Source organism: Exiguobacterium sp. KKBO11 (assembly GCF_001644945.1).
GTDB lineage: Bacteria > Bacillota > Bacilli > Exiguobacteriales > Exiguobacteriaceae > Exiguobacterium_A > Exiguobacterium_A abrahamii.
The window spans coordinates 22,714-45,088 of the sequence record NZ_LUCU01000011.1; the positions used below are offsets into that span (position 1 = coordinate 22,714).

Genomic DNA, 22,375 nt, shown 5'->3' on the forward strand with positions numbered 1-22,375 from the left:
TAGAAACAAGCGGATTTTGGACGTTTTTTTGTATGAATTTCATTTTTGTACTATAACAGAACGATTTGACAACGTACTGTATTTAGGACAAAATTCTACTTATGTTCCACTACATGTAGGATACAAGTAAGACGGATGTATAAGGAGGAAGGGTATGACAACTACGAAACGTAAGCCAATTGGCCTTGCCTGGCAAATTTTAATCGGCTTGATTCTCGGGATCACAGTCGGTGGTGTATTTTATGGGAATCCCCATGTCGCGGAGTGGCTTAAGCCAATCGGTGACATCTTTATCCGGATGATGAAAATGATCGTCGTTCCAATCGTCTTCACGACGATCGTCCTCGGTGTCTCATCAGTCGGTAGTCCGAAAAGTCTCGGACGTCTCGGCGTCAAGACGCTCGGTTACTTCACGATCGTGACGATGATCGCGATCTTCACGGGGCTGTTCGCAGCCAATCTCGTTGAACCGGGTGCTGGTATCAACATGTCGACACTCGATAAAACGGATATCTCGACGTATGTCGAAACGGAAGAGACGACACAAGACGCAGGACTCGTCGACAAGATCGTCAACATCGTCCCGACGAATATCTTGGACGCGATGGTCCGCGGTGACATGCTTGCAATCATTTTCTTCTCGGTCTTATTCGGACTCGGTGTCGGTTTTGCAGGAGAGAAGGGCCAACCGGTCGTTCGTTTCTTTGAAGGCGTCGCAGCAGCGATGTTCAATCTCGTCAATATCGTCATGAAATTCGCGCCGATCGGTGTCTTCGCCTTGATCGGTGTCACGGTCTCGACGTTCGGGATTGAATCGCTCGGTTCATTGTTTAAACTGATTGCGACGTTATACGTCACAGCGCTTCTCTTCATGGTGATCGTCTTCGGTGCCATCATGAAATGGGTTGGGATTCGCGTTTCTGATTTCACGCGCATCTTCAAGGACGAGTTATTGCTGACGTATTCGACGGCGTCGTCTGAGACGGTACTACCACGGATCATGGAAAAACTCGAGAAGATGGGTGTTCCGAAATCAATCGTTAGCTTCGTCGTACCGACGGGTTATTCGTTTAACCTTGATGGATCTGCGCTTTATCAAGCGCTCGCAGCCTTGTTCATCGCACAGATGTACGGGATTGATCTCTCGATCGGAACACAGCTGACGCTTGTCTTCGTCTTAATGCTGACATCAAAAGGGATGGCTGCCGTTCCTGGCGTCTCCTTCGTTGTTTTGCTCGCGACACTCGGTACGGTTGGTATCCCGGCAGAAGGACTTGCCTTCATCGCGGGGATTGACCGAATCATGGATATGATGCGCTCGGTCGTCAACGTCACAGGAAACACGCTCGCTTCACTCGTCATCGCGAAGTGGGAAGGTGTCCTTGACGAAGACCAACTCGAGACCTTCATGTCGACAGAAGGTAAAAAAGACGACGTCCGCAGTGCGTGACTATCGTAAATATAAGGAAGGACTGAATCGTCAGTCCTTCCTTTTTTCGTCCCTGAAAATAGATTGAAGTCGATTGCTTTTAAAGAAAACCTCTTATTTTTGATTATAGTTAAAATAATGTTGAACATTATTAATTTTAAAGTTAATATTATTGATATAATCATAAGGGAGAGGCGATAGGATGCAAACGGTAGGAATCGTCATTGGTATTGTCGCAGTCTGTATCGTACAATTTTACTTAGCAAGGCAAGGAAGAGTCTGGAGTTTCATCATTCCAGCCATCATCATCGGTCTCGGAATTTACTGGTATTTCGGAACAGGACCACACTCAGCGGATCGGGAGTCATTGATCCGAATCGGTACGTGTGTGGGGTTGTCCATGATGATCTCAATGGCTGAGATGGGTGTCGACTCGCGCCGCAAGCAACTAAAGCGTGAGAAAGAACGAATGGAGATTCAAGATTTGTAAGAGAAGTGAGGGAACACGATGGAACGACAAGACGTGCCCGCTTGGGTACTGGCACTCGAACAGGAGCATCTCGAGTTCATCCGCAAGTTCGTCTTGAGCTCTGGTTCATTAAAGGATATGGCAACTGCCTATCAAGTATCCTACCCGACCGTCCGGGCGAAGTTGAACCAGTTGATCGAGCGGATTGATTCGGTGCAGCAGGAAGATGTCGAATTCGTCAATATGATCAAGAACTTGGTCTTAGATGAACGGTTGAGTCTCGATGTGGCGAAGACGATCATCGATTCCTACCGCAAGGGTCAAGCGAAAGAATAAACCAAAAAACGAGATTTCCGCCTGACGGAAATCTCGTTTTTTTTATTGCTTGTCGTTCTTTTTGTCCTGTTCCTTCTTGATCATCTTCTTTGCTGCTGCGCGGAAGCGGAAGATCAAGTAGAGACGGTAGAAGTCGATCGCAGCGAACAACGTCAGCAGGATCGTCCAGAAGTTAAAGACCGTTCCTGCTTCGACCGAGTTGTTGTAGGCGAGGAACATGAAGAGAATACCGAATATGGCATAGAACACTGCCATGAAGTTCGAGCTTTGACGCATGAAAACACGACCTTTCGTAAATTAAGACATCGCGTAGATGGCGAGTACGACGATTCCGTTGTTAAAGACATGGATGGCGATCGGAGCAATGATCCGGCGCGTCTTGACGAAGACGAGCGAGAAGACAAAACTCATCGCGACATAGATTAAAAATTTGTTGTCTTGGTGAATCAGTCCGAACAAGGCACCCGTCAAGATGAAGCTGAAGAAGAAACCGAGCTTCGAGGAGAGGTTGCCGAACATGATATGCCGGAACAAGAACTCTTCCATGATCGGTCCGAGCAAGACGACCATGACTTGCAGGAGTGGGATGACTTGGATCGCTTGGATGATCTGATCCGTATTTTGCGATTTCGCGACATTCTCGATCCCACCTGCCATCCAGGCATCGATCAAGTTGACACCGATCAAGAGCGCATACAGGAGCACGATCCCGATTCCGATCCATTTCAACGTATCCATCGGATCGGTTTGACGTCCCTCTGCCTTCCACTTCTGCCAATCGGGACGCAGGCAGTAGTAGGAGACGATGACGGCGACCGTGAAGCCAATCGCAAGCCACCAACCGGCGACGTCAGCAATGACGTTTTTCGGAAGGAAATACTGGAACGAACCCGGAACCAATTGGACGATCAGATAGATGATGATCGGGATGACGTGACGCTTTTGCCACTTCTCCGCCATCACGAAAGGCAGACTGATTGGATTTTTCATCGTACAGGACACAACTCCTTTGTAATGAAGGTACTGTCCCGATTGTAACAAACAAACGGTCTTGGCGCACGATTGACGATGATTCAAAGGTGTCGATTTCGGGAAAACGGATAAAGGTTCAGGCTTGAATTCAGAAGAGAAAGCGTATAAGATAAAAATATGTTAGCACTCAACGAAAGTGAGTGCTAAAAAACAGTCATTTTCAAGGAGGATGTTTCGCATGTTAAAACCACTTGGTGATCGCATCGTGATCGAAGTCGTTAAAAAAGAAGAAACAACACTCGGAGGAATCGTTCTTCCTGGGTCAGCGAAAGAAAAACCACAAGAGGGTAAAGTCGTCGCTGTCGGTACAGGCCGTGTGACAGAGCAAGGCGTACGTGTACCACTTGAAGTGAGTGTCGGAGATCACGTCATCTATGCACAATATGCCGGTTCAGAAGTCAAAGTCGACGGCAATGAATACTTAATTTTACGCGAAAGCGATATTTTGGCAGTAGCCGAGTAATTCAGTTAATCATCTAAAGGGGGATTTCAGTCATGGCAAAAGACATTTTATTCAGTGAAGAAGCACGTCGGGCAATGCTCCGCGGGGTCGACGCATTAGCGGATGCAGTCAAAGTCACGATCGGACCAAAAGGACGCAACGTCGTCCTCGAGCGGAAGTTCGGTTCACCACTCATCACGAATGATGGTGTGACGATCGCGAAAGAAATCGAACTCGAAGATCACTTCGAGAACATGGGTGCAAAACTCGTCGCAGAAGTTGCCTCAAAAACGAATGAGATCGCAGGGGATGGTACGACAACAGCGACAGTCCTCGCACAAGCGATGATTCGGGAAGGTCTTAAAAACGTCACAGCGGGCGCAAACCCGATGGTCATCCGTAAAGGAATCGAAAAAGCGGTCCGTCGCGCTGTCGAAGAGTTGCACACGATCGCAAAACCAATCGAAGGTAAAGAAGCAATCGCCCAAGTCGCAGCGATCTCAGCAGCGGACGAAGAAGTCGGTCAGTTGATCGCAGAAGCAATGGAACGTGTCGGTCAAGATGGTGTCATCACGATCGAAGAATCACGCGGCTTCACGACAGAACTCGATGTCGTTGAAGGGATGCAGTTCGATCGTGGTTACGCGTCACCATACATGATCACGGATTCAGATAAGATGGAAGCGGTCCTTGAGAACCCGTACATCCTCGTCACGGACAAAAAGATCTCAAACATCCAAGAGATTCTTCCAGTCCTCGAGCAAGTCGTCCAACAAAACAAACCACTTCTCATCATCGCAGAAGACGTCGAAGGCGAAGCACTCGCGACACTCGTCGTCAACAAACTCCGTGGTACGTTCAACGCGGTAGCAGTCAAAGCACCAGGCTTCGGTGACCGCCGTAAAGCGATGCTTGAGGATATCTCGATCGTTACAGGTGCAGAATTGATCACAGAAGACCTCGGTCTTGATCTGAAAGAAACACAAATCACGCAACTCGGTCGCGCGTCGAAAGTCGTCGTCTCAAAAGACAACACGACAATCGTCGAAGGTCACGGACACGGGGATTCGATCGAAGCACGTGTCGGGACGATCCGTGCGCAAATCGAAGAAACGACAAGTGACTTCGATCGTGAGAAATTACAAGAGCGTCTTGCGAAACTCGCAGGCGGCGTAGCGGTCGTCAAAGTCGGGGCAGCAACTGAGACAGAACTCAAAGAACGCAAGCTCCGGATCGAAGATGCACTTAACGCAACACGTGCAGCGGTTGAAGAAGGTATCGTAGCAGGTGGGGGGACAGCTCTCATTCACGTCACGAAAGCCGTCGAATCGATTCTGTCGGTCTCAACAGGTGACGAAGCAACAGGTGTCAACATCGTTCTTCGTGCACTTGAAGCACCGCTTCGTCAAATCGCGGAAAACGCAGGTCAAGAAGGTTCGGTCATCGTCGAGCGTCTCAAGCATGAAGCGCCAGGAATGGGCTACAATGCGGCAACAGACGAGTATGTCGACATGATCGAGACAGGAATCGTCGATCCAGCGAAAGTAACGCGTTCAGCACTTCAAAACGCGGCGTCGGTTTCTGCGATGTTCTTGACGACGGAAGCCGTCATCGCTGATAAACCAGAACCAGCCGGATCTGCTCCTGCAATGCCTGATATGGGCGGCATGGGTGGAATGGGCGGAATGATGTAAGACATTTCATCTAAAAGTACTGAATCCTAGTAAATAGGGTTCGGTACTTTTTTATACTTCAAATTTCGGAATGAGTTGTATAATTATTTTTTTATTTGTAATATTATACTTAATGTTTAAACGGTATACATATATAGAATTAACTTGGAATGAAAGGAGATTTAATATTTAATCGTCGACTTACGTTCAGAGATCAAAGAGAGATAGGGGTCATTAATTAAATGAATGAAATTTTAAAAGGCATAGTAACCTCGGGTACACTCATCGTCGCAATCGGCGCTCAAAATGCGTTCGTCCTTAAACAAGGCTTATTAAAAAACAACATTTTCTGGGTGGCCTTAGTGTGTTTCTTATGTGATGTGTTACTGATGTGTATGGGCGTACTAGGAGTCGGTACCGTCATTAAGAATAATACGTTTGCAAATGTTGGTCTGGCGATTGTTGGAGGACTGTTTCTTCTCTTGTATGGATTTAAATCTTTTCGGAGTGCATTTTCGTCATCACATACAATGGATGTTTCAACAGATTCTAAAATCATGCCTATTCACAAAACGATCTTACTCACATTAGCGATTACACTTTTAAATCCACATGTCTACTTAGATACGATCGTCATCATCGGTAGTATAGCTGGGACTTTGACATTTGATCAAAAAGTCAATTTCTTGATCGGAGCTTTGATTGCCTCATTTGTTTGGTTTTTTGGATTAGGATATGGTTCGAGGTGGCTCATTCCTGTTTTTAAACAACCAAAAGCGTGGAAAGTACTAGATTTTGGAATAGGATGCTTAATGTTCTGGCTATCGTATCAATTAATTCAGTTTGCTTTAGAACAAAGTTAAATAGATATTTAAATGGTTAAGGAGCAACTACCAAATATGAAGGACGATGAGATTTTATATTTAGTTGAACAGATGTCTGATGAAGAATACCTCTATCATGAAGAATTGAAGTGCTATACGAACGAAGGCTCACCATCCGACTTGGCTTATGAAAGAGTCCATCATTTTAGGGACGCGAATATGCTTCCGATATTGAACACTTTACTCGACAAAGTGAAACAAGCAGAACAAAAACAACATCTTTATTTTATGATTGGAACGATTGGTGTGAATTCGGGAGATGTTCGTGCAGGAATGTTATTGCTTGAAAAACTGGAGCAAGAGATAAAGCCAAGTCTTCTTGAAAGCATTTTGGAAGAACTAGCAAAACAACGATGCATTCCTGATACAGAACGAATCGTAAAATACATAGACGATTCTCGGTCGTCTGTTCGAGAAGCTGCGATTCAAGCATTGCGAGCCTGTCGAGATGAGATAGCAGAAGATGCGCTAATTCGTTTAATTACGACATCAAATAACTCTTTTGATATCATGAATGCTAATTTTGTTTTAGCCACGATTGGAACAGAGCGAGCCGTTCCTTATTTGACTCCGTTGTTGGATCATTCTCGCGGAGATGTGAGGCATTCGGCTTTAGCTGCACTGAGTGAAATTGGAAATGGATTAGATCTTTCAATATTTTTGCATGGACTAAAAGATCGATCTAGCAATGTGAGAGAGTATGCGTTAGTCGCAATCGAGCGACATGGTGATGAAGTAGCGATTGAACCGGTGATCAAACGTGTACAAATATTATTGAAGCGAACGCGACAAATACAAACAGATGAAGTCCTAATCGCTCTTCGATTTTTATATCGATACCAGCATTCCCATCAGGCGATTCCTAAATTATTTCATTGGATCATTCAAACAAAAAGAGAAGTCTTGTTTGACGAAGAATGGCAATGGATCGAAGACCATTTTACTTTCTACTGATGGGCTCGAGGGTAGGTGGAGATAACGATCAATAAACAAGCCTGACTTCTCACTAGGCGTGAAGAAGGTCAGGCTTGTTTTATTTTAAGAAAATTAGATGCTCTTTAATTACTCCAGTTCATTCTCCTCAATAATCTTATCCGACAGCTTTAACTGCTTACTCACATCCTTCACTTGATTTCGACAAAACTTCAGCTCGACCTTTTTCTCAATCGATACATCATAACAAGTGCCTTCACCGGATGCTTTCGTCAAATCTGCTTCATAGTAATAGTCCTGATAGCGGAACGAACCATCGCGGAAGCCCGTCAGGTTTGGTTTGTCATCGACGAGGGATTGCCCCATCATATAGGAAGTTTTGAGGTTCAATAGATCAATGATTGTTGGTGCGACATCGATCTGTCCGCCATTCTCTTTCATGACCCGACCAGTTTGCTGGTCGGGTTTTTTGATGAAGAGCGGAATGCGGCGCTCGAGCTCAAAGGCAGCAACCGGAGACGAGACATCCGCTTTTTTGCGCATCTCGCTGCCTTCATTGACGAGTCCACTATCGTGATCGCCATAAAAGATGACGAGGGACTGGTCCCAAAGATCCCGTTGTTTCAACTCATCGATCATCTTTCCAACACCGGTATCGACGTAATGGACAGTCTGGTAATATCGTTTCAGCATTGGATCCTCATAACCAGATAGATCAAGCGTCTGGTCTTCCTTGTCAATTTCATACGGTGTATGACTCGTCAGCGCGACTAAAAACGAGAAGAACGGTTCTTGCAACGTCTCCATGTGATCAATCGATTCGAGGAAGAACTGTTGATCGTTCAGTGCCATGCCGATTTTCTTCTCTTTTGAATAATCCTTTTGGCTGAAGAAGTGCTTAAAACCGATGTTCTGGTAGACATCGTCACGATTCCAGAAGCCTTTTTCGTAGGCATGCATCGCTGCTGTATCGTATCCGTTTTTCTCAAGTAATGCAGGCAACGGCTCGAATTCATTCGTCGGATATTGCGTATAGACAGAGCCTGATTTCAATGGATAAAGTGAGGTATTCGTGATGAACTCGGCGTCCGAAGTTCGTCCTTCATGCGTCTGGTGATAGAGCGACGAGAAGTAGAGCGATTCCTTCTTCAATTGATTTAGGTTCGGCGTCACTTCTTCACCATTGATGGTTTGGTCGATGACTGAAGCCTGGAATGACTCGAGCTGCACCAGAATGATATTCGGCGTCTGTTTCGGACCCGTTGGATTCGTTTGCTCCTTTTGATTGATGCGCTGTTGCTCCTGTGCCGTCAGTCCGTCGCCGGGTCGTCCCGTCACGCCTTTAAACACATCCCATCCGTGATAACCCCAAAAGCCAAACAGGTAGTAGTCACGCATATCGGAGATCGTTGCCGTCGGTTGACGATCTTCCGTAAGCGTCCGGTAGGCCAGCAACGAAGCAGACAAGACGATACCACTGACTGCAAGGATTCCAGCCGTCCGGCGTCGTGTTTGCTTCGTCGTCACTTCCGGTCGCTTGCGGAAGACGAAAAGCAGTAGTACGAAAATCAAACTATCAGCGAACAAGAGGAAGTCTTGCGGCACGATCAAGGCAGTGAAGCCGCTACTGACGTCACTCATCTGCGTCATCTGTGAGAGGAGCGAGACGGAGAGAAAGTCCTCGAAGTAACGGTAGTACCACATGTCGGAAGCCAGTAGAAAACTGTGCGCGAGCAGTAGACCGAGCCAGACCCAGCGGCGTTTATTCCACGGAATCAGTAACGTCCAGCTCGACAGGATCAGCATCCCGGCCAGGTTCATGAGTGTTAAATGGAGCGAAAGATCGGTCTTTGTAAAGTAACTAAACAGCATGAACTTCAGCATGCCGAGTAACAGATAAAGGGTGTAGCGAATCGCCATGGTCAGTACTCCTTACGTGTGTCGTCACACGGTCTTTACCCTGAATCGAAACGTGTCGAACGCTTGAGTGTTTTCTTCAAAAAACATTAGAAGAATGACTGGATATGGAATAAAATAGAATTAATCACTTATTTTTGAAAGGATGTTCTACATAGATGAACTGGAAACATTGGATGGGAAGTGCCGCGCTGATCTACGGTACATGGATGACGCTCACTGTCACCGCGGATGCTGCACCGTACGACGTCAAAACGAAAGATCAAGCAATCGTTGGATTTTATGATTTAGAGACAAAAGAGACGACGCCTTATCCAAAAGACGTCTCACCGTATATGGTGATGCGGGCGACGTCAGCTGATAAAACGTTATTCTTGTATGAAGATTATTATGGAGACGAAACCGAGCATCCTTATTATTTGATTGATGCGAAGACGGGAGCTTCGGAACTGCTGGAACTTCCAGAAGGCAAGGAGTACCTGCGTGTCTTGAATCGCGATATGGTGATAGGGTATACCTCGTTTGATAAGTTATCAGTCTTTATTCGCGAAGGGGATCAATTCGTTGAGCAAGATACGATGAAAGTGACTTCTCAAAATCGGGTGCAATGGATTGGTGCGAATCGTTTTTCGATCCAACGAGAGGACAGTGCTGATTGGTATGATGTAAATCCGGACGGTACATTCTCGAAAGTCCGTTCCGTTGACGTGAAGCGGTTCTCACCTTTAACGAATGACTGGATCTTAGATGATGAACAGGACACGTTGCGTCAAGTCGTCACCAATCAACAAATCACCTTACCGAAAGTCTCACGAGGATATTACGTTGAGGGAGCATACGAAACGAAAGACGGATTGTACGTTCAACTGGTCGATGCTAGTTCGTCAAACGAGTCATCGTTATTCTACTTAGATACGGCGAGTGGGCAACTGACGACACTCGTTGACCATTCAGAGCAATTAGCGAATGAACTGTTAGCGGATGGAAAAGCCATCTACCGGAACAAGGATCAAGCGACGATGTTATCGTTTGCGTCCTATTTGCGCCAACCGATCGCAATCGATGACTTGACGAAGGATGATACGACGTTGCTTGAAGGAACGGTTCTAGCTCCGAGCGTTGAGCTGACGCGTATAGATGGAACGACAGGTATCGTTGAGCCCAGTAAATTATCGTTCACTGGGAATGTCGAACTGAAAAACGAGCTGTTCACGATCACGACGATTCCGAAACGTTTACCGTATAGTGAGTACCGGACGATATACACGACTGAAACCGGTAAGGTCTTGGAGGACCTGACACGTTATCAATACCAGCGTTATTTAACAGCTCAGGGTTCAGCGATTCCAACCATTAAGGAAGGTACAACATCCTATAGCTTCAACATCAATCAAAGCGATGTTCCGGTGATGGTCTATGGAAAAGATGGCGTCCTCATCGGAAGAGCTGCCTCCGATGAGACAGGACGTGTCCAAATCAACGTGTCGACGAAAAATCTTGTCGGTCAGGTGACGCATTGGACGTTCGGAAATACACGAGACTTCAATCAAGAAGCATCCGTGAACCGGACCGTCGCAGGTTATGAAGTGCCACGCATTACCCAGTCGAAAAACGATAATTTTAAATTCATTACATACCGCTTAGAAAGTGCCAAAGAAGGCGGTATCTATAAAATCTATGCAGGGAAACGACAAATTCAATCTGTTCCAGCAACGAAAAAGACAGAGATTACGATTCCGTATACGAATGACTTTGCGTCATATCGTATTACACGAAGTGGTGAGTATCCTACGAAATCACTCTCTTTGAAAGATAGCGTGATGATTTACAGTAATCTATCCGCACCCCTAACGGATGAACACACGACGATCGAAGGGATTCTTGATGGAGATGCCGATTACGGAAAGCTGTATATTGATGGGAAATATACGGCATATATCGATCGAAAGAAAACGCAGAGTTTTGCGATTAAGACAAAACCATTGAAGGTTGGACAAGTCGTGACGTTCGTTGCCCGTAAAGGAACACGACTTCAAGTCTCCGGGCAGAAAGTCGTGGCAGCGGCCAATCCAACACTCAAGTCGTATACGACGTCACTCAGTCCGGCGAGTACATCATGGAAAGTCAAAGCGACGAAAGGAAAGACGATCGTCGTCACAATCAATAAGAAGCGGTACACAAAAATCGCAACCGGTAAGACACAAACGATGACGTTCCCGAAACAAAAACGAGGCACTCGGATCACGGTACATGCCGATTCGATCAAGTTGCGTAAGAGCAAGACCTTTAGTTTAACGGTTAAATAAGTGAGCGGACAGGAATCCTTCAAGGCAGACGATGTCTTACAGGATTCCTGTTTTGTTTTAAAATGGTCTTTGGCTCAAGCGTTTGGTTGAAAAATTGGTCTAAATTTCCTCTTGAATTCAAACAATTGACGTTAATTTGCGCAGAAAGCGGGAATAGAAAGCGTGTACGTCCATTGTCCGTCACTGTCTTTTAAAAAAGGAGCGAAGTCATGTCAAACGTGAAACTAGCGGTCATCTATTACAGCGCAACCGGAACGAACCATCAACTTGCCTCATGGGCAAAAGAAGCGGGAGAAGCGGCAGGAGCAGAAGTCCGCCTTGCGAAAATCAAGGAGACAGCCCCAGCAGAAGCGATTGCTTCGAACCCATTGTGGCAAAAGCATGCGGATGCCACACGTGATATCGAAGAAGCGACACCGGATCTACTCGACTGGGCAGATGCGATCATCTTTAGCGTCCCGACACGTTACGGTCATGTCCCAGGACAATTCCAACAGTTCCTCGACACGACAGGCGGACTGTGGGCACAAGGCAAACTCGTCAATAAAGTCGTCAGTGCGATGTCGTCGGCACAGAATCCGCATGGGGGTCAGGAAGCGACTGTTCTCGCAGTTTATACGACGATGTTCCACTGGGGTGCAATCGTTGCGGCGCCGGGTTACTCGGATCCTGTCTTGTTCGCAGCGGGCGGAAATCCATATGGTACGTCAGTCACTGTCGACCAAGACGGTAACATGGTCGAATCCGTCGAACCAGCCGTGCGCCATCAAGCGAAACGGACGGTTGAAGTGGCAAGCCGTCTTAACTCATAACATTACCTAATTTAAAAAGCGCCGGAATGCGGATTCGCATTCTGGCGCTTTTTTCATATGCATCATGTATGTTGTGTCAGTGGGAGTTCGACCGTAAACGTTGAGCCTTGTCCTTCGACCGATTCGACATGGATTTCTCCCTCATGTCCACGAGCGATTTCGCGACAAATCGAGAGCCCGAGGCCAGTACCGCCGATTTGACGGGTATCCGAGTTGTCGACACGATAGAATTTTTGGAACAAATTACTCATCGCAGAAGCTGGAATCCCGATGCCCTCATCTTGAATCGCGACCGTGACACGTGATGTGTGTCGCGTCAGTTGGATATCGATCGTTCCACCCGCTGGTGAGTATTTAATCGCATTGTTGATCAGGTTACTGAACAATTGGCGAATCTTCTTCGCATCCCCTTCGACGATCAGCGGTTCGACGTTTCGGAATATTTCAATCGCGTGGGAAGACGACGACAGGCTATGCAACTGTTTCAAATCCCGAATCATCGCGACGATATCAAACGGTGCCATCTCATATTCCTGACGGTTTGCTTCCATCCGTTGCAGGTCTAGGAAGTCGTTGATCAACAGCGAAAGACGTTCTGTTTCCGAATGGACAGCTTCGAGATACTTCTTCTGTCGCTTCGGTGGCAGGTCACGCTGGATCATCAGCTCAGTAAAGCCATAGATCGACGAGAGTGGTGTCCGCAGTTCGTGCGAGATCGTCGAGACGAGTTCATTTTTGATTCGATCGATCTCGACTTCGTTCGTCACGTCACGTAAGACGAGTAGAATCCCGCGGAACTGTCCACCATAATGAATGCTCTCGGAATACGTCTTGATGAAGCGTCGCTCGTGATCGATCGAGAAGGTGATTCCTTCACCGATTTCACGCTGAATGAACGTCTTTTTCAAGTAACGTTCGAATTCCGGTAGTTGGTCGACGCGATGCTTGAGTTGAACGACAGACGGAGTGATGTTCATCAGTCCGTTCTCATCGAGACTTTCATCAACTGGGTGATCGAACAGGTCAAGCAACGGTCGGTTGATCAATTGAATATCGCCTTCGGGTTCGATATAGACGATCGATTCACGAATCGAGTTCAAAAGTCGCGCCGTTTTTTCCCGCTCGCGTTCAATCTCGTCGAACGTCCGCATCCGCAAGAGTGACAATGCCAGCTGGCGCGCGAAGGCGGCTAGTTCTTCCTGCTCGTAACGATCAAACCGATCCTGATCGCGGGACAAGAAGATATAGGCGATGATCTCATTTTGACTTGGATCAAGAACCGGTGTGACAGCGCGTGCGACTTCATCTTTGAACTGCGTATGCGGTCGTCGATCTTGTCGCGACTCACGCAATAACGGCTCAATCGTTGGCATCCAATCCTCGACTGTGAGCGGTGTCTGTGGATAAAAGACGATATCGATGACTTTTGTTCCTTCTTTAAAGATCAGTGCGCCTTGATCAGACTGCGTGATCTCAACCATCTTTTGGATGACAGAAGGATAAGCACTGATGCTATCGCGCGATGCCAGTGTCTCCGTCAATTGGTTTCGCAGGCGCAAGTGGGACTCGTTCCGTTGCGTCAGTTTTAATGCATCTGCGAGATTGACGTTCGTTGACATCAATTGGTGTTTGTTTTCAATCAAGGCTGTCGCCATCTGATGGAACGATTTACTCAATTCACCGATCTCGTCAGCACGATTGAGTGGAATGAGTGGTAACGTATGCTCACCGCTCGCAAGAAGCTTACTCTCTTTACTCAAGAGATGGATTTGTCGTGTCGTCCGTTCGATGAACGGGCGGACGATCAGCAAGATGACAAGGAACAATACAAGCAAATTGACGAGCCAAATCCACTCAGCGTACTTTGTCTGGGTGACAAGCTGTTCTTTTGCACCAAGTTCTTTCGCACGGAGACTACTCCGATAGTTCGTGAATGTGCTCTCCATCGTGTTGACACTTTTACGCATCGTCTCACTATTCGAGGCATTCATCTTGAACTTCCGATTCGGATCCCGTGGTACTTGTGGCATCATCGCCTTCAGACTTGGCATCTGCAAGAAACGTTCGTCAATCTTTCCTTCTTGTTTTGCTTGGACATATTTAATCAGGCTCGGCATGACGAAATTGGTATAAGAATTATAGAGCGAACGAATATCAGACGCATAGATTTGATCCGCCTTGTAGAGACGATTTTTCTCAAACCAAGCCGTCTGTTGTTCGAGTGAGGCTTTTTTTTCATCAATCACGTCGAGCACAGCATCGTCACCGAAGACGATATAGCCGCGCATCTCGTATTGAAGGGACTGCCAATCGTCCCAGAGTTTTGTCGCTCGATCTTCGCGCAAGCTGATCGCATCGAGCTCTTGTTTCGCATCCGTGACTTGGTGGTTCGTATAAAAATAAGCAGCCAGGGAAGAGATCGATAGTGTAATAAGAATGAGATAAAACGACGACATGATCTGTCGGCTGATCTTTTGATTGAACCATTTTCGCATATGGATTATGGATGCTCCTTTGTCTATGTGAGTCAAGCGTCGATTAGATGTATTACGTTGGAATATTTGTTACCGTAATCGTACATTTTTTAGACGAATAAATATAGTCATAATGCTTAAAATATCTTCAAAGTAAGAGATACAGGTTCACAAAGAAAACTTAGAACGACAAAAAAGCAGGACGGGATTTTACTCCCAACCTGCTCCGATGCCCATTAATGATGTTCGACGACAATCTTCCCAATCGTTTTTCCGCTCTCGACGAGACGGTGTGCTTCTTTCAGATTGTCAGCGTTCATGCCGATTAACGTCTGTGTCACCGTCGTCTCAAGTGTATGCTCTTCGATCCATGCTGCGACTTGCGTCAGAATCTCATGTTGGCGGATCATGTCCTCTGTCTCGAACAGCGGACGCGTGAACATGAACTCCCAGACGAACGTCGCACTCTTTTGTTGGAGCGCACTTAAATCGAGTTTTTGATCCGTCTCGACGATGCTACAGATTTTCCCTTGTGGTGCAATTACATCGACCATCGTCTCAAAATGTTGGTCCGTCGCATTGAGACAGAAGATATAGTCGACGTATTTGTAGCCGAGGGCTTCCAGCTGAGGACGGAATGCCTCGTGGTGATTGATCGTATGATGTGCACCGTGTTCCTTCGCCCAATCGATCGTCTCGTCGCGTGACGCCGTTCCGATGACGGTCAGTCCAGCGTGATTCGCGAGTTGTGTTGCAATTGAACCGACACCACCAGCAGCTCCGATGATGAGGATCGTCTTCTCGAGATTCGACTTAGCGTCAAACGTCAATCCGAGACGATCGGTCAATGCTTCGTAAGCTGTCAGCGTCGTCAACGGGAGAGCAGCGGCTTCGCTGAACGTCAACCGTTCCGGCTTTTTGGCGACGATCCGTTCATCAACGAGTTGGAAGTCACTGTTTGACCCGGGGCGCTGAATCGCACCGGCGTAATAGACTTCATCACCGACTTGGAAGAGGGAGGCATCATCGCCGACTTCAACGACGACTCCGGCTGCATCGTAACCGATGACCTTCGGTGCGTCTTCGTCTTTCCCGTGAGCACGGACTTTCGTATCGACCGGGTTGACGGAGACAGCTTTAATCTCAACTAAGAGATCGTGTCCCGTTGCTTCCGGGCGTGGTAGTTCCAGGTCAATCAGACTTTCGTGTTCCGTTAGTGGTAAGTGTCGGTGGAAACCGACAGCGGACATATTCGACATCAACAATCATCCTTTCCAGATAGGAATCGTTTCTCTCCATCTGTTCCACGCCCGCTCGGTCTTAAAACCAGTTGAGAAACTTTGAAATCGGATTCCCCTTCTGTCGTCAACGGAAGAATGCTGGATAGATATGGTAGCATATGAGAGTAGCTATTATTTTTTGAGAAGGAGCGATTTTGTATGTATGACGTCATCTCTCTACCGGCAGGACCGACTCAAGTCACGATTGAACGTTACCTCGTCCATGCCCACCCGCACCCCCGTCCGTATCGACCCGCGCGTTTGATTGCCTTACGTCAAAGTGGTGGCGTCATGCATCGACTGTATCGCACGGAGCGGGAAATCGTGCTCTCTCCGCACGAGGCACTCGCCCCACAAGTCCAGCGGCTCTCGTTCTCGCAACAGGAGCGTGTCCTTGCGTATATCGAAGAACGTCGCGCGAGCTTCGGTTTTGATGAAGGGGAGGAATACAAATTTTACTTACTCGAAGTGGCATACGAGCTCCGTCATCTGCCACGAACGGATCGACCGATTCGGGCGCATACGTACTATCAACTGGATGAGCTGTTGTTGGGTCGACCGCTTGTCTTGCGAGCTAGAAGTCAAGAGCGCTCCACATGAGACAGAAAAACGGAATATGAAAAAGCAGTCCGCCTTTCCTTACGTTCATCGCGAGGAGGGCGGACTGTTTATTAAAGTGCTGGCGTTGGCGTCGGTGTGACACCGGTCTTTTTATAAGCTTGATCGATGGCAGTCCGGATTTCCTTGACGGAGCTACCTTTTTGATAAGCAACGATCGACTGTGCTGCGATATCGAGACACGTGCCGCACGTGATGCCGTGCGTCGTCCAGGTCGTGGAACTAGCAGTCTGCTCTTCGATGAAGCAGTCATAGTTGCTTGTATGACCAGCAGACTCACCGCAACCGCAATAACAAGGCATCTTCTTCAAGAGATCAGGATGTTTAGCGACGGAGCGGTAAATCGTCTGGATCGACTCATCCTGTTCGTTCAGAAAAGCGGGTAACGTGTCTGGTCCCGCGGTCTTCTCGAGTTGATCACCAGCACCGTGGCTGGCATGATCAGCATGATCTCCGTGATTCGTCTGTTCTGTTTTTGGAGCACCCGTTGGATCAGCTGTTCCGCATGCAGCGAGCAACAGGCTGATACTGAGGGGAAAGGCGTAACGATATAGTCGTGTTTGCATAATGTGCCTCTCTTTCATCGTCTTGCCTTCATTATAAGGAAAGACGTATCGAGAAGGCGTGACGATTTGTTGACGCTTACTTGGCGAGTGCTTCCGTGATCGTCTCGATGTTTGCTTGCATCATGCTGTAGTAAGTGTCGCCATCTTTACCCGGTGCACCGAGTGAGTCGGTGAAGAGAGTACCACCGATCGGAACACTAGTCTCCCTTGAGACGGTTTCCATGCTCCGCCGATCGACGCTCGTTTCGACGAACAGGACAGGGATATCTTGCTCCTTGATCGTATCGACGATCCGGCGGACTTGAGCCGGAGTTCCTTGATTATCTGAGTTGATCTCCCAAATATAATCCGCTTTGACGTCATAGGCAGTTCCGAAGTATTTGAAGGCTCCTTCGCTCGTGACGAGATGACGTTCTGCTTTCGGAATAGCGGCAAACTGCTTTTTCGCTTCCTGATCAAGCGTCTGCAATTTTTTGATATAGGCATCGGCATTTTTTTCGTAGTCGGCTTTGTGCTTCGGATCTTCCTTGATTAATGCCTGCTTGACGTTTTCGACGTAGCGGATGCCATTGCTTATATCGAGCCACGCATGTGGATCAGTCTCCGATTCTTTGCCCTTCGTCGTCAGGTATTTCGGTTCGACGCCTTTGCTTAAACGATAGACTGGTGCGTCAGACGCGTCTTTGCCAGTCGTTGCCCGGAGTTTATCGAACCACGCACCGCCGGCTTCCAGGTTCAACCCGTTGTAGAAGACGACGTCAGCATCTGCCATCGCCTGTACGTCTGCCGGAAGTGGATCATACTCGTGCGGGTTTGCCCCGATCTTGACCATGCTGTGGACATCGACATGTTCACCACCGACCTCACGTGCGAGGTCAGCGAGAATCGAATATGTCGCGACGACCTTCAGCTTCCCGTTATCTTCTGCTGGTGTCGAACAAGCAGCAAGCAAGACCATGCTGAGGAGGACGAACAGAATGAGTTTTAATTTCATACAGTAGACTCCTTTCGTTTCCGGTGACGCATCAGACCGTGACGTGGTGAGAAGACGAAGACGAGGGCGAACAGCGTCGTCGCGACGAGGACGATCGATGCACCGGAAGATAGATTATAGGTGAAGCTGAAATACAGTCCGACGATGGCGGACAACGTACCGAAGCCTCCCGCTAGGAACAGCATCCGTGAGAGGCGGTTCGTCAGTAAATACGCGGTCGCTGCCGGTGTGATCAACATCGCGACGACGAGAATGATGCCGACGGTCTGGAGTGAAGCGACCGTGACGAGTGTCAGTAACGTCATCAGTCCGTAATGAATCCAGCGCGTCGATAGTCCATAGGCTTGCGCCATCGTTGGGTCAAACGAGCTGATCAGCAACTCTTTGTAGAACAAGAAGATCCCGCCGAGGACAATCAATCCGATGATGACGGTCATCCACATGTCGCTCGGACGGACCGCGAGGACGTTGCCGAACAGAATGTGATAGAGATCGCTACTGCTACGTAAGAACGAGATCAGGATGATCCCGAGGGCGAAGGCGGATGTGAACATGATTCCGATTGCCGTATCGTTCTTGATGCGACTGTTCTGGCTAACGAAACCGATTCCGAGCGCTGTCACGAGACCCGTCACGACAGCACCGATCAGGAAGTTGATCCCGAGTAGGTAGGAAATCGCAACACCGGGTAAAACGGCGTGCGAGATTGCATCCCCCATCAACGACATCCCGCGAAGGATGATGAAACAGCCGATCACACCACAGATGATGCCGACCATGATGGCGGTGATCATCGCTTTTTGTAAGAACTCATACTGAAGTAATGCCTCGATGAACGTCATCCTTGTCCCTCCTTGCGTCGTTCGAATAAAGGTAAGCCATACGCTGGTTCGAGCCATTCCGGTGTCAAGATATCAGCCGGTGGACCGACAGCGATCAGTTGTTTGTTCAACAGCATCAATGTGTCGAAGTAGTCCTCTGCTTTATGCAAATCATGGTGGACGACGACGATCGTCCGCCCTTCGGCTCGAAGGGTCCGTAAGAGTTCGATGATCATCTGCTCACTCGCAACATCGATGCCGACGAACGGTTCGTCCAGCAATAGTAGCTCTGCTTCTTGGGCAAGGGCGCGCGCTAGAAAGACCCGTTGTTGCTGTCCACCTGACAGTTCACCGATTTGGCGTTCGGCATGATTGGACATACCGACGCGTTCGAGGCATTCCATCGCGAACGCTTTTTGGGTCTTCGATGGTCGTTTGAATAAGCCGAGCTTCGGATAACAGCCCATCAACACGACGTCCTGCACACGAACCGGAAAGTCCCAATCAATTGCACTTCGTTGCGGGACGTATGCGACGCGTGACCGGACGTCTTCGAGTGATTGGTCGAGCACGCGTAACTGCTCGATCCGAGCCGGGATCAGACCGAGGATGGCTTTTAAGAATGTGGATTTACCAGCACCGTTCGGTCCGATGATGCCAATCAACGAAGCGACCGGAAGACGAACGGATACTCCGTCGAGTGCATGGGTATCAAAATAAGAGACGGTGAGACGATCAACGTCAAGGGCGTACATGAATGATCACTCCTTTGGTTTTGTGGTATATAGAAGGAAAGTTTCCTTAGGGCAAAAAATAAAGTAAAAATTTTAACTCCAATCACTGGAAAAAGATTCGGTCTACAAATAATGTTTCCTTAAGGCAAACTTTAAAGCCATAGGAAACAGATGTCAACTGTTTTTCGATATCGATCGCGAATCAACTCGTGCTAAGATGAAAAGGCAGAATACAGGGGGTGAGGAGATTGCGTCAGACAGCAGAACAACAATGGAAGTGGCTCTTGCTCGATGCGCTCGCGAAGGAAAAGCGGGAGCAGGCACAGCAAGTCATAGAAGAGGTCTATCCGTATGATATCGCGCAAGTGTATGAAGAGTTGGGCGAAGACGATCAGGCACGACTCCTCGACTATCTCGATCACGAGCGATTGGCGGATGTCCTCGAGGAGCTCGAAGGGGAGCAACGTCTCGCCGTCTTACGCCGTTTAGACGTCGAGCGTGCCGGGCACGTCCTCGATTTAATGGAAAACGATGATGTCGCGGATGTACTTGAGGAACTGGGACCGGAAGAGACCGACCGTTTGCTTGGTAGCATGCGGACGGACGAGGCACTGATCGTCCGCAATCTCTTGACGTATCCACCGGAAACGGCCGGGCGCTTGATGACGAACCGGTTCATCTGGGTCGGCGAGGATTTCACGGTCGGTGAGACGGTCGAGAAGATGCGCGACTACATCGAATACTCGGAGACAATCAACTACGTCTACGTCGTCAATCAACTCAGTGAACTCGTTGGGGTCATCTCATACCGGGATGTCATCTTAGCTGAAAACACGGAACGGATCAGTGACGTCATGGAGACGAAGGTGATCCGGGTCGCGGCAGAGACCGATCAGGAAGAAGTCGCGCAACTGTTCGAACGCTATGATCTCGTCTCGTTACCCGTCGTCGAGGGCGACATTCTCGTCGGATTGATCACGGTCGATGATGCGCTTGACGTCTTACGGGAAGAAGCAAACGAAGACATCGAGAAACTCTCGGCATCCGGTAAATCGATTGATTTCGAGACGAAGCCGTGGATTGCTGCGACCCGTCGCTTACCGTGGCTCGTCTTGCTACTGTTCATCGGGCTCGTCTCCGGATCAATCATCAGTCAGTTCGAAGAGACGCTCTCAAAAGTCGTCGCGCTCGCCTTCTTCATGCCAATGATTGCTGGTATGACCGGAAATACCGGTACCCAATCGCTCGCGGTCGTCGTCCGCGGATTGATCACGCGTGAAGTCGATAAGCGGGTCGCGACTCGATTAATCCTGCGAGAACTCTGGGTTGGTTTAATCATTGGTATCATTTGTGGCATTTTGATCGCCGTCATCGCCTACGTCTGGCAAGGGAGTGCCGTCTTAGGACTTGTCGTCGGCAGCTCGCTCGTCATCACGTTGATCTTTGGGACACTTGCTGGAACAATCATTCCGCTCATCTTACATCGTCTAAAGATTGACCCGGCAATCGCATCCGGACCATTGATCACGACGTTGAACGATATCTTATCGCTCCTCGTCTACTTCGGGATCGCAACGGCATTCATTAGCCGCTTGATGTAAAAAAACCGAACCGATTCATCTTCGTCAAGAGGAAGGGAATCGGTTCGGTTTTTTCATGTGTGATCATTCGTGGTGCGAATCCAGATCGCGAGTGGACCAACATCGTCAAAGCCGGCTTCAAGCGCCGTGATCAGGTGATCACCATACTCGTAACCGACGAGCGATTGACCAGGAAAATGTGCTGAACTCAAACGTGCGATATCATCCCATAAGCGTTCGTCGAGGTAATCGGAGTTGACGTACGTCAGTCCGGTCGTCACTTGATTCGAGTAGGCGATGCAACTTGCTTGTTGCGCCTCTGAATAGAAGAAGCGGACAGCGGGATGTTGCCATAACGTTGTGGGCAGCTCCGGTGTTGCCTGGATAGCCTGGAAGCGAGCGAACTGATCGAGATCCGTCACGACGGACCAATCGACGGGAAGGGCACGGCGATCGAGTATGGCAGGGCGGGTCATCCATTCTGCTGTAAATAAATGACTGAGACCGGCTCTCGAGAAATCATAGCTTGCCGTGCAGTCCTTGATGCTATAGACATCCGTGACACCAATTCGCTGATGGGGAAGCCGGACCATCAGTTCCGGATAATAGCTCGGTACGCTTCCTTGAGCGTGCCAGGTCGAATCAGTTTCCGTCACCCGGCAACCGGCTGACTCACAGACGAGGCGACACCAATCGAAATTATTTTGGATGGCAGCTTGGCGCATGGATCATTCCCCCTTATTCATCCTCCGGTTGTTTAATCAGGACATACGATAACGTGGCAATCAGTGTTAAGAACAACCCGCAACCAATCGTGATGTATGCCATCGTAAAGACCTTACCGAGCGTCGTCGTCGGAACGAATGTTGGATGCCCAACCGTACTTAGTGTCATGATACAAAAGTAAAGTGCATCCACCAGCGATAGATTTTCTTCCGTGCTATAGAAAATCGTCCCGGAGACGAGCGTCAACAGGCAGAGAATCAATAGACCACGAAAGTAAGATAAGTGAAAGGCGCGGCGCAATCCCTTGAATAAACGTGAAAAAATCGTCAGTACAGAAATCATGGAATCT

22 protein-coding genes are annotated in these 22,375 nt (G+C 48.3%); 11 read left to right on the plus strand and 11 right to left on the minus strand.

Features of this window, described 5'->3' with window-relative positions; all coding sequences use genetic code 11:
- The first annotated feature begins 154 nt into the window (after positions 1–154).
- The 3 genes from AYO36_RS00405 (at position 155) to AYO36_RS00415 (ending at position 2,234) form a co-directional block, all read left to right on the plus strand.
- The gene (locus AYO36_RS00405) at positions 155–1,450 is read left to right on the plus strand and encodes a cation:dicarboxylate symporter family transporter (RefSeq protein ID WP_047394356.1); all 1,296 of its coding nucleotides are present in this window, start codon (positions 155–157) and stop codon (positions 1,448–1,450) included.
- Between the two features lie 181 nt (positions 1,451–1,631).
- Entirely contained in the window at positions 1,632–1,919 is a 288-nt protein-coding gene (locus AYO36_RS00410; protein ID WP_064299198.1) for a hypothetical protein, read from the plus strand.
- A gap of 18 nt (positions 1,920–1,937) precedes the next feature.
- Positions 1,938–2,234, plus strand: coding sequence for a DUF2089 family protein (locus AYO36_RS00415; protein ID WP_023469590.1), 297 nt, complete (start codon positions 1,938–1,940; stop codon positions 2,232–2,234).
- A 42-nt stretch (positions 2,235–2,276) separates the two neighbouring features.
- Here AYO36_RS00415 and AYO36_RS00420 read toward each other — a convergent pair whose 3' ends face one another.
- Both AYO36_RS00420 and AYO36_RS00425 read right to left on the minus strand, forming a co-directional pair.
- Complete coding sequence (locus AYO36_RS00420; RefSeq protein WP_023469589.1) at positions 2,277–2,510, minus strand: DUF4305 domain-containing protein; 234 nt, start codon at positions 2,508–2,510, stop codon at positions 2,277–2,279.
- 21 nt (positions 2,511–2,531) lie between these two features.
- On the minus strand, positions 2,532–3,224 hold the full coding sequence (locus tag AYO36_RS00425; protein ID WP_064299199.1) for a CPBP family intramembrane glutamic endopeptidase: 693 nt from the start codon (positions 3,222–3,224) through the stop codon (positions 2,532–2,534).
- A 220-nt stretch (positions 3,225–3,444) separates the two neighbouring features.
- On the opposite strand from AYO36_RS00425, the gene groES reads away from it, so the two are divergent.
- The 4 genes from groES (at position 3,445) to AYO36_RS00445 (ending at position 7,219) form a co-directional block, all read left to right on the plus strand.
- Positions 3,445–3,729 carry a co-chaperone GroES gene (gene groES / locus AYO36_RS00430; RefSeq protein ID WP_023469587.1) on the plus strand — a complete coding sequence of 95 codons (285 nt, stop codon included), beginning with the start codon at positions 3,445–3,447 and terminating at the stop codon, positions 3,727–3,729.
- A 32-nt stretch (positions 3,730–3,761) separates the two neighbouring features.
- The gene (gene groL / locus AYO36_RS00435; RefSeq protein ID WP_023469586.1) at positions 3,762–5,402 is read left to right on the plus strand and encodes a chaperonin GroEL; all 1,641 of its coding nucleotides are present in this window, start codon (positions 3,762–3,764) and stop codon (positions 5,400–5,402) included.
- Between the two features lie 221 nt (positions 5,403–5,623).
- Positions 5,624–6,244, plus strand: coding sequence for a LysE/ArgO family amino acid transporter (locus AYO36_RS00440; protein ID WP_064299200.1), 621 nt, complete (start codon positions 5,624–5,626; stop codon positions 6,242–6,244).
- A 36-nt stretch (positions 6,245–6,280) separates the two neighbouring features.
- Positions 6,281–7,219, plus strand: a complete 939-nt coding sequence (locus tag AYO36_RS00445) for a HEAT repeat domain-containing protein (RefSeq protein WP_064299201.1) — start codon at positions 6,281–6,283, stop codon at positions 7,217–7,219.
- A 108-nt stretch (positions 7,220–7,327) separates the two neighbouring features.
- Here the strand turns inward: AYO36_RS00445 and AYO36_RS00450 are convergent, their stop codons facing one another.
- Entirely contained in the window at positions 7,328–9,118 is a 1,791-nt protein-coding gene (locus AYO36_RS00450; RefSeq protein WP_064299202.1) for an LTA synthase family protein, read from the minus strand.
- Positions 9,119–9,273: 155 nt separating this feature from the next.
- Here AYO36_RS00450 and AYO36_RS00455 point away from each other — a divergent pair, with 155 nt between their 5' ends.
- Both AYO36_RS00455 and wrbA read left to right on the plus strand, forming a co-directional pair.
- Positions 9,274–11,421, plus strand: coding sequence for a hypothetical protein (locus AYO36_RS00455; RefSeq protein ID WP_064299203.1), 2,148 nt, complete (start codon positions 9,274–9,276; stop codon positions 11,419–11,421).
- A gap of 209 nt (positions 11,422–11,630) precedes the next feature.
- On the plus strand, positions 11,631–12,233 hold the full coding sequence (wrbA, locus tag AYO36_RS00460; protein WP_023469582.1) for an NAD(P)H:quinone oxidoreductase: 603 nt from the start codon (positions 11,631–11,633) through the stop codon (positions 12,231–12,233).
- Positions 12,234–12,295: 62 nt separating this feature from the next.
- Here wrbA and AYO36_RS00465 read toward each other — a convergent pair whose 3' ends face one another.
- Complete coding sequence (locus tag AYO36_RS00465; protein ID WP_064299204.1) at positions 12,296–14,728, minus strand: HAMP domain-containing sensor histidine kinase; 2,433 nt, start codon at positions 14,726–14,728, stop codon at positions 12,296–12,298.
- A 215-nt stretch (positions 14,729–14,943) separates the two neighbouring features.
- Positions 14,944–15,957: a zinc-binding alcohol dehydrogenase family protein gene (locus AYO36_RS00470; protein WP_197484509.1), complete on the minus strand. Its 1,014-nt coding sequence runs from the start codon at positions 15,955–15,957 to the stop codon at positions 14,944–14,946.
- A 189-nt stretch (positions 15,958–16,146) separates the two neighbouring features.
- On the opposite strand from AYO36_RS00470, the gene AYO36_RS00475 reads away from it, so the two are divergent.
- Positions 16,147–16,587 carry a hypothetical protein gene (locus tag AYO36_RS00475; RefSeq protein ID WP_064299206.1) on the plus strand — a complete coding sequence of 147 codons (441 nt, stop codon included), beginning with the start codon at positions 16,147–16,149 and terminating at the stop codon, positions 16,585–16,587.
- A 71-nt stretch (positions 16,588–16,658) separates the two neighbouring features.
- On the opposite strand, the gene AYO36_RS00480 is transcribed toward AYO36_RS00475, so the two are convergent.
- The 4 genes from AYO36_RS00480 to AYO36_RS00495 form a co-directional block, all read right to left on the minus strand.
- On the minus strand, positions 16,659–17,171 hold the full coding sequence (locus tag AYO36_RS00480; RefSeq protein ID WP_082874136.1) for a PCYCGC motif-containing (lipo)protein: 513 nt from the start codon (positions 17,169–17,171) through the stop codon (positions 16,659–16,661).
- A gap of 76 nt (positions 17,172–17,247) precedes the next feature.
- Positions 17,248–18,165: a metal ABC transporter substrate-binding protein gene (locus AYO36_RS00485; protein ID WP_064299208.1), complete on the minus strand. Its 918-nt coding sequence runs from the start codon at positions 18,163–18,165 to the stop codon at positions 17,248–17,250.
- Positions 18,162–19,007: a metal ABC transporter permease gene (locus AYO36_RS00490; protein WP_050678855.1), complete on the minus strand. Its 846-nt coding sequence runs from the start codon at positions 19,005–19,007 to the stop codon at positions 18,162–18,164. The genes AYO36_RS00485 and AYO36_RS00490 overlap by 4 nt, the downstream gene beginning before the upstream one ends.
- Positions 19,004–19,741 (minus strand): metal ABC transporter ATP-binding protein, encoded by a 738-nt coding sequence (locus tag AYO36_RS00495; RefSeq protein WP_064299209.1) that lies wholly within the window; start codon positions 19,739–19,741, stop codon positions 19,004–19,006. The genes AYO36_RS00490 and AYO36_RS00495 overlap by 4 nt, the downstream gene beginning before the upstream one ends.
- A gap of 227 nt (positions 19,742–19,968) precedes the next feature.
- Here AYO36_RS00495 and mgtE point away from each other — a divergent pair, with 227 nt between their 5' ends.
- On the plus strand, positions 19,969–21,321 hold the full coding sequence (gene mgtE, locus AYO36_RS00500; protein WP_058264504.1) for a magnesium transporter: 1,353 nt from the start codon (positions 19,969–19,971) through the stop codon (positions 21,319–21,321).
- Between the two features lie 53 nt (positions 21,322–21,374).
- On the opposite strand, the gene AYO36_RS00505 is transcribed toward mgtE, so the two are convergent.
- Positions 21,375–22,025 (minus strand): hypothetical protein, encoded by a 651-nt coding sequence (locus AYO36_RS00505; protein ID WP_064299210.1) that lies wholly within the window; start codon positions 22,023–22,025, stop codon positions 21,375–21,377.
- Between the two features lie 13 nt (positions 22,026–22,038).
- Entirely contained in the window at positions 22,039–22,368 is a 330-nt protein-coding gene (locus tag AYO36_RS00510) for a potassium channel family protein (RefSeq protein ID WP_064299211.1), read from the minus strand.
- Positions 22,369–22,375: the final 7 nt, after the last annotated feature.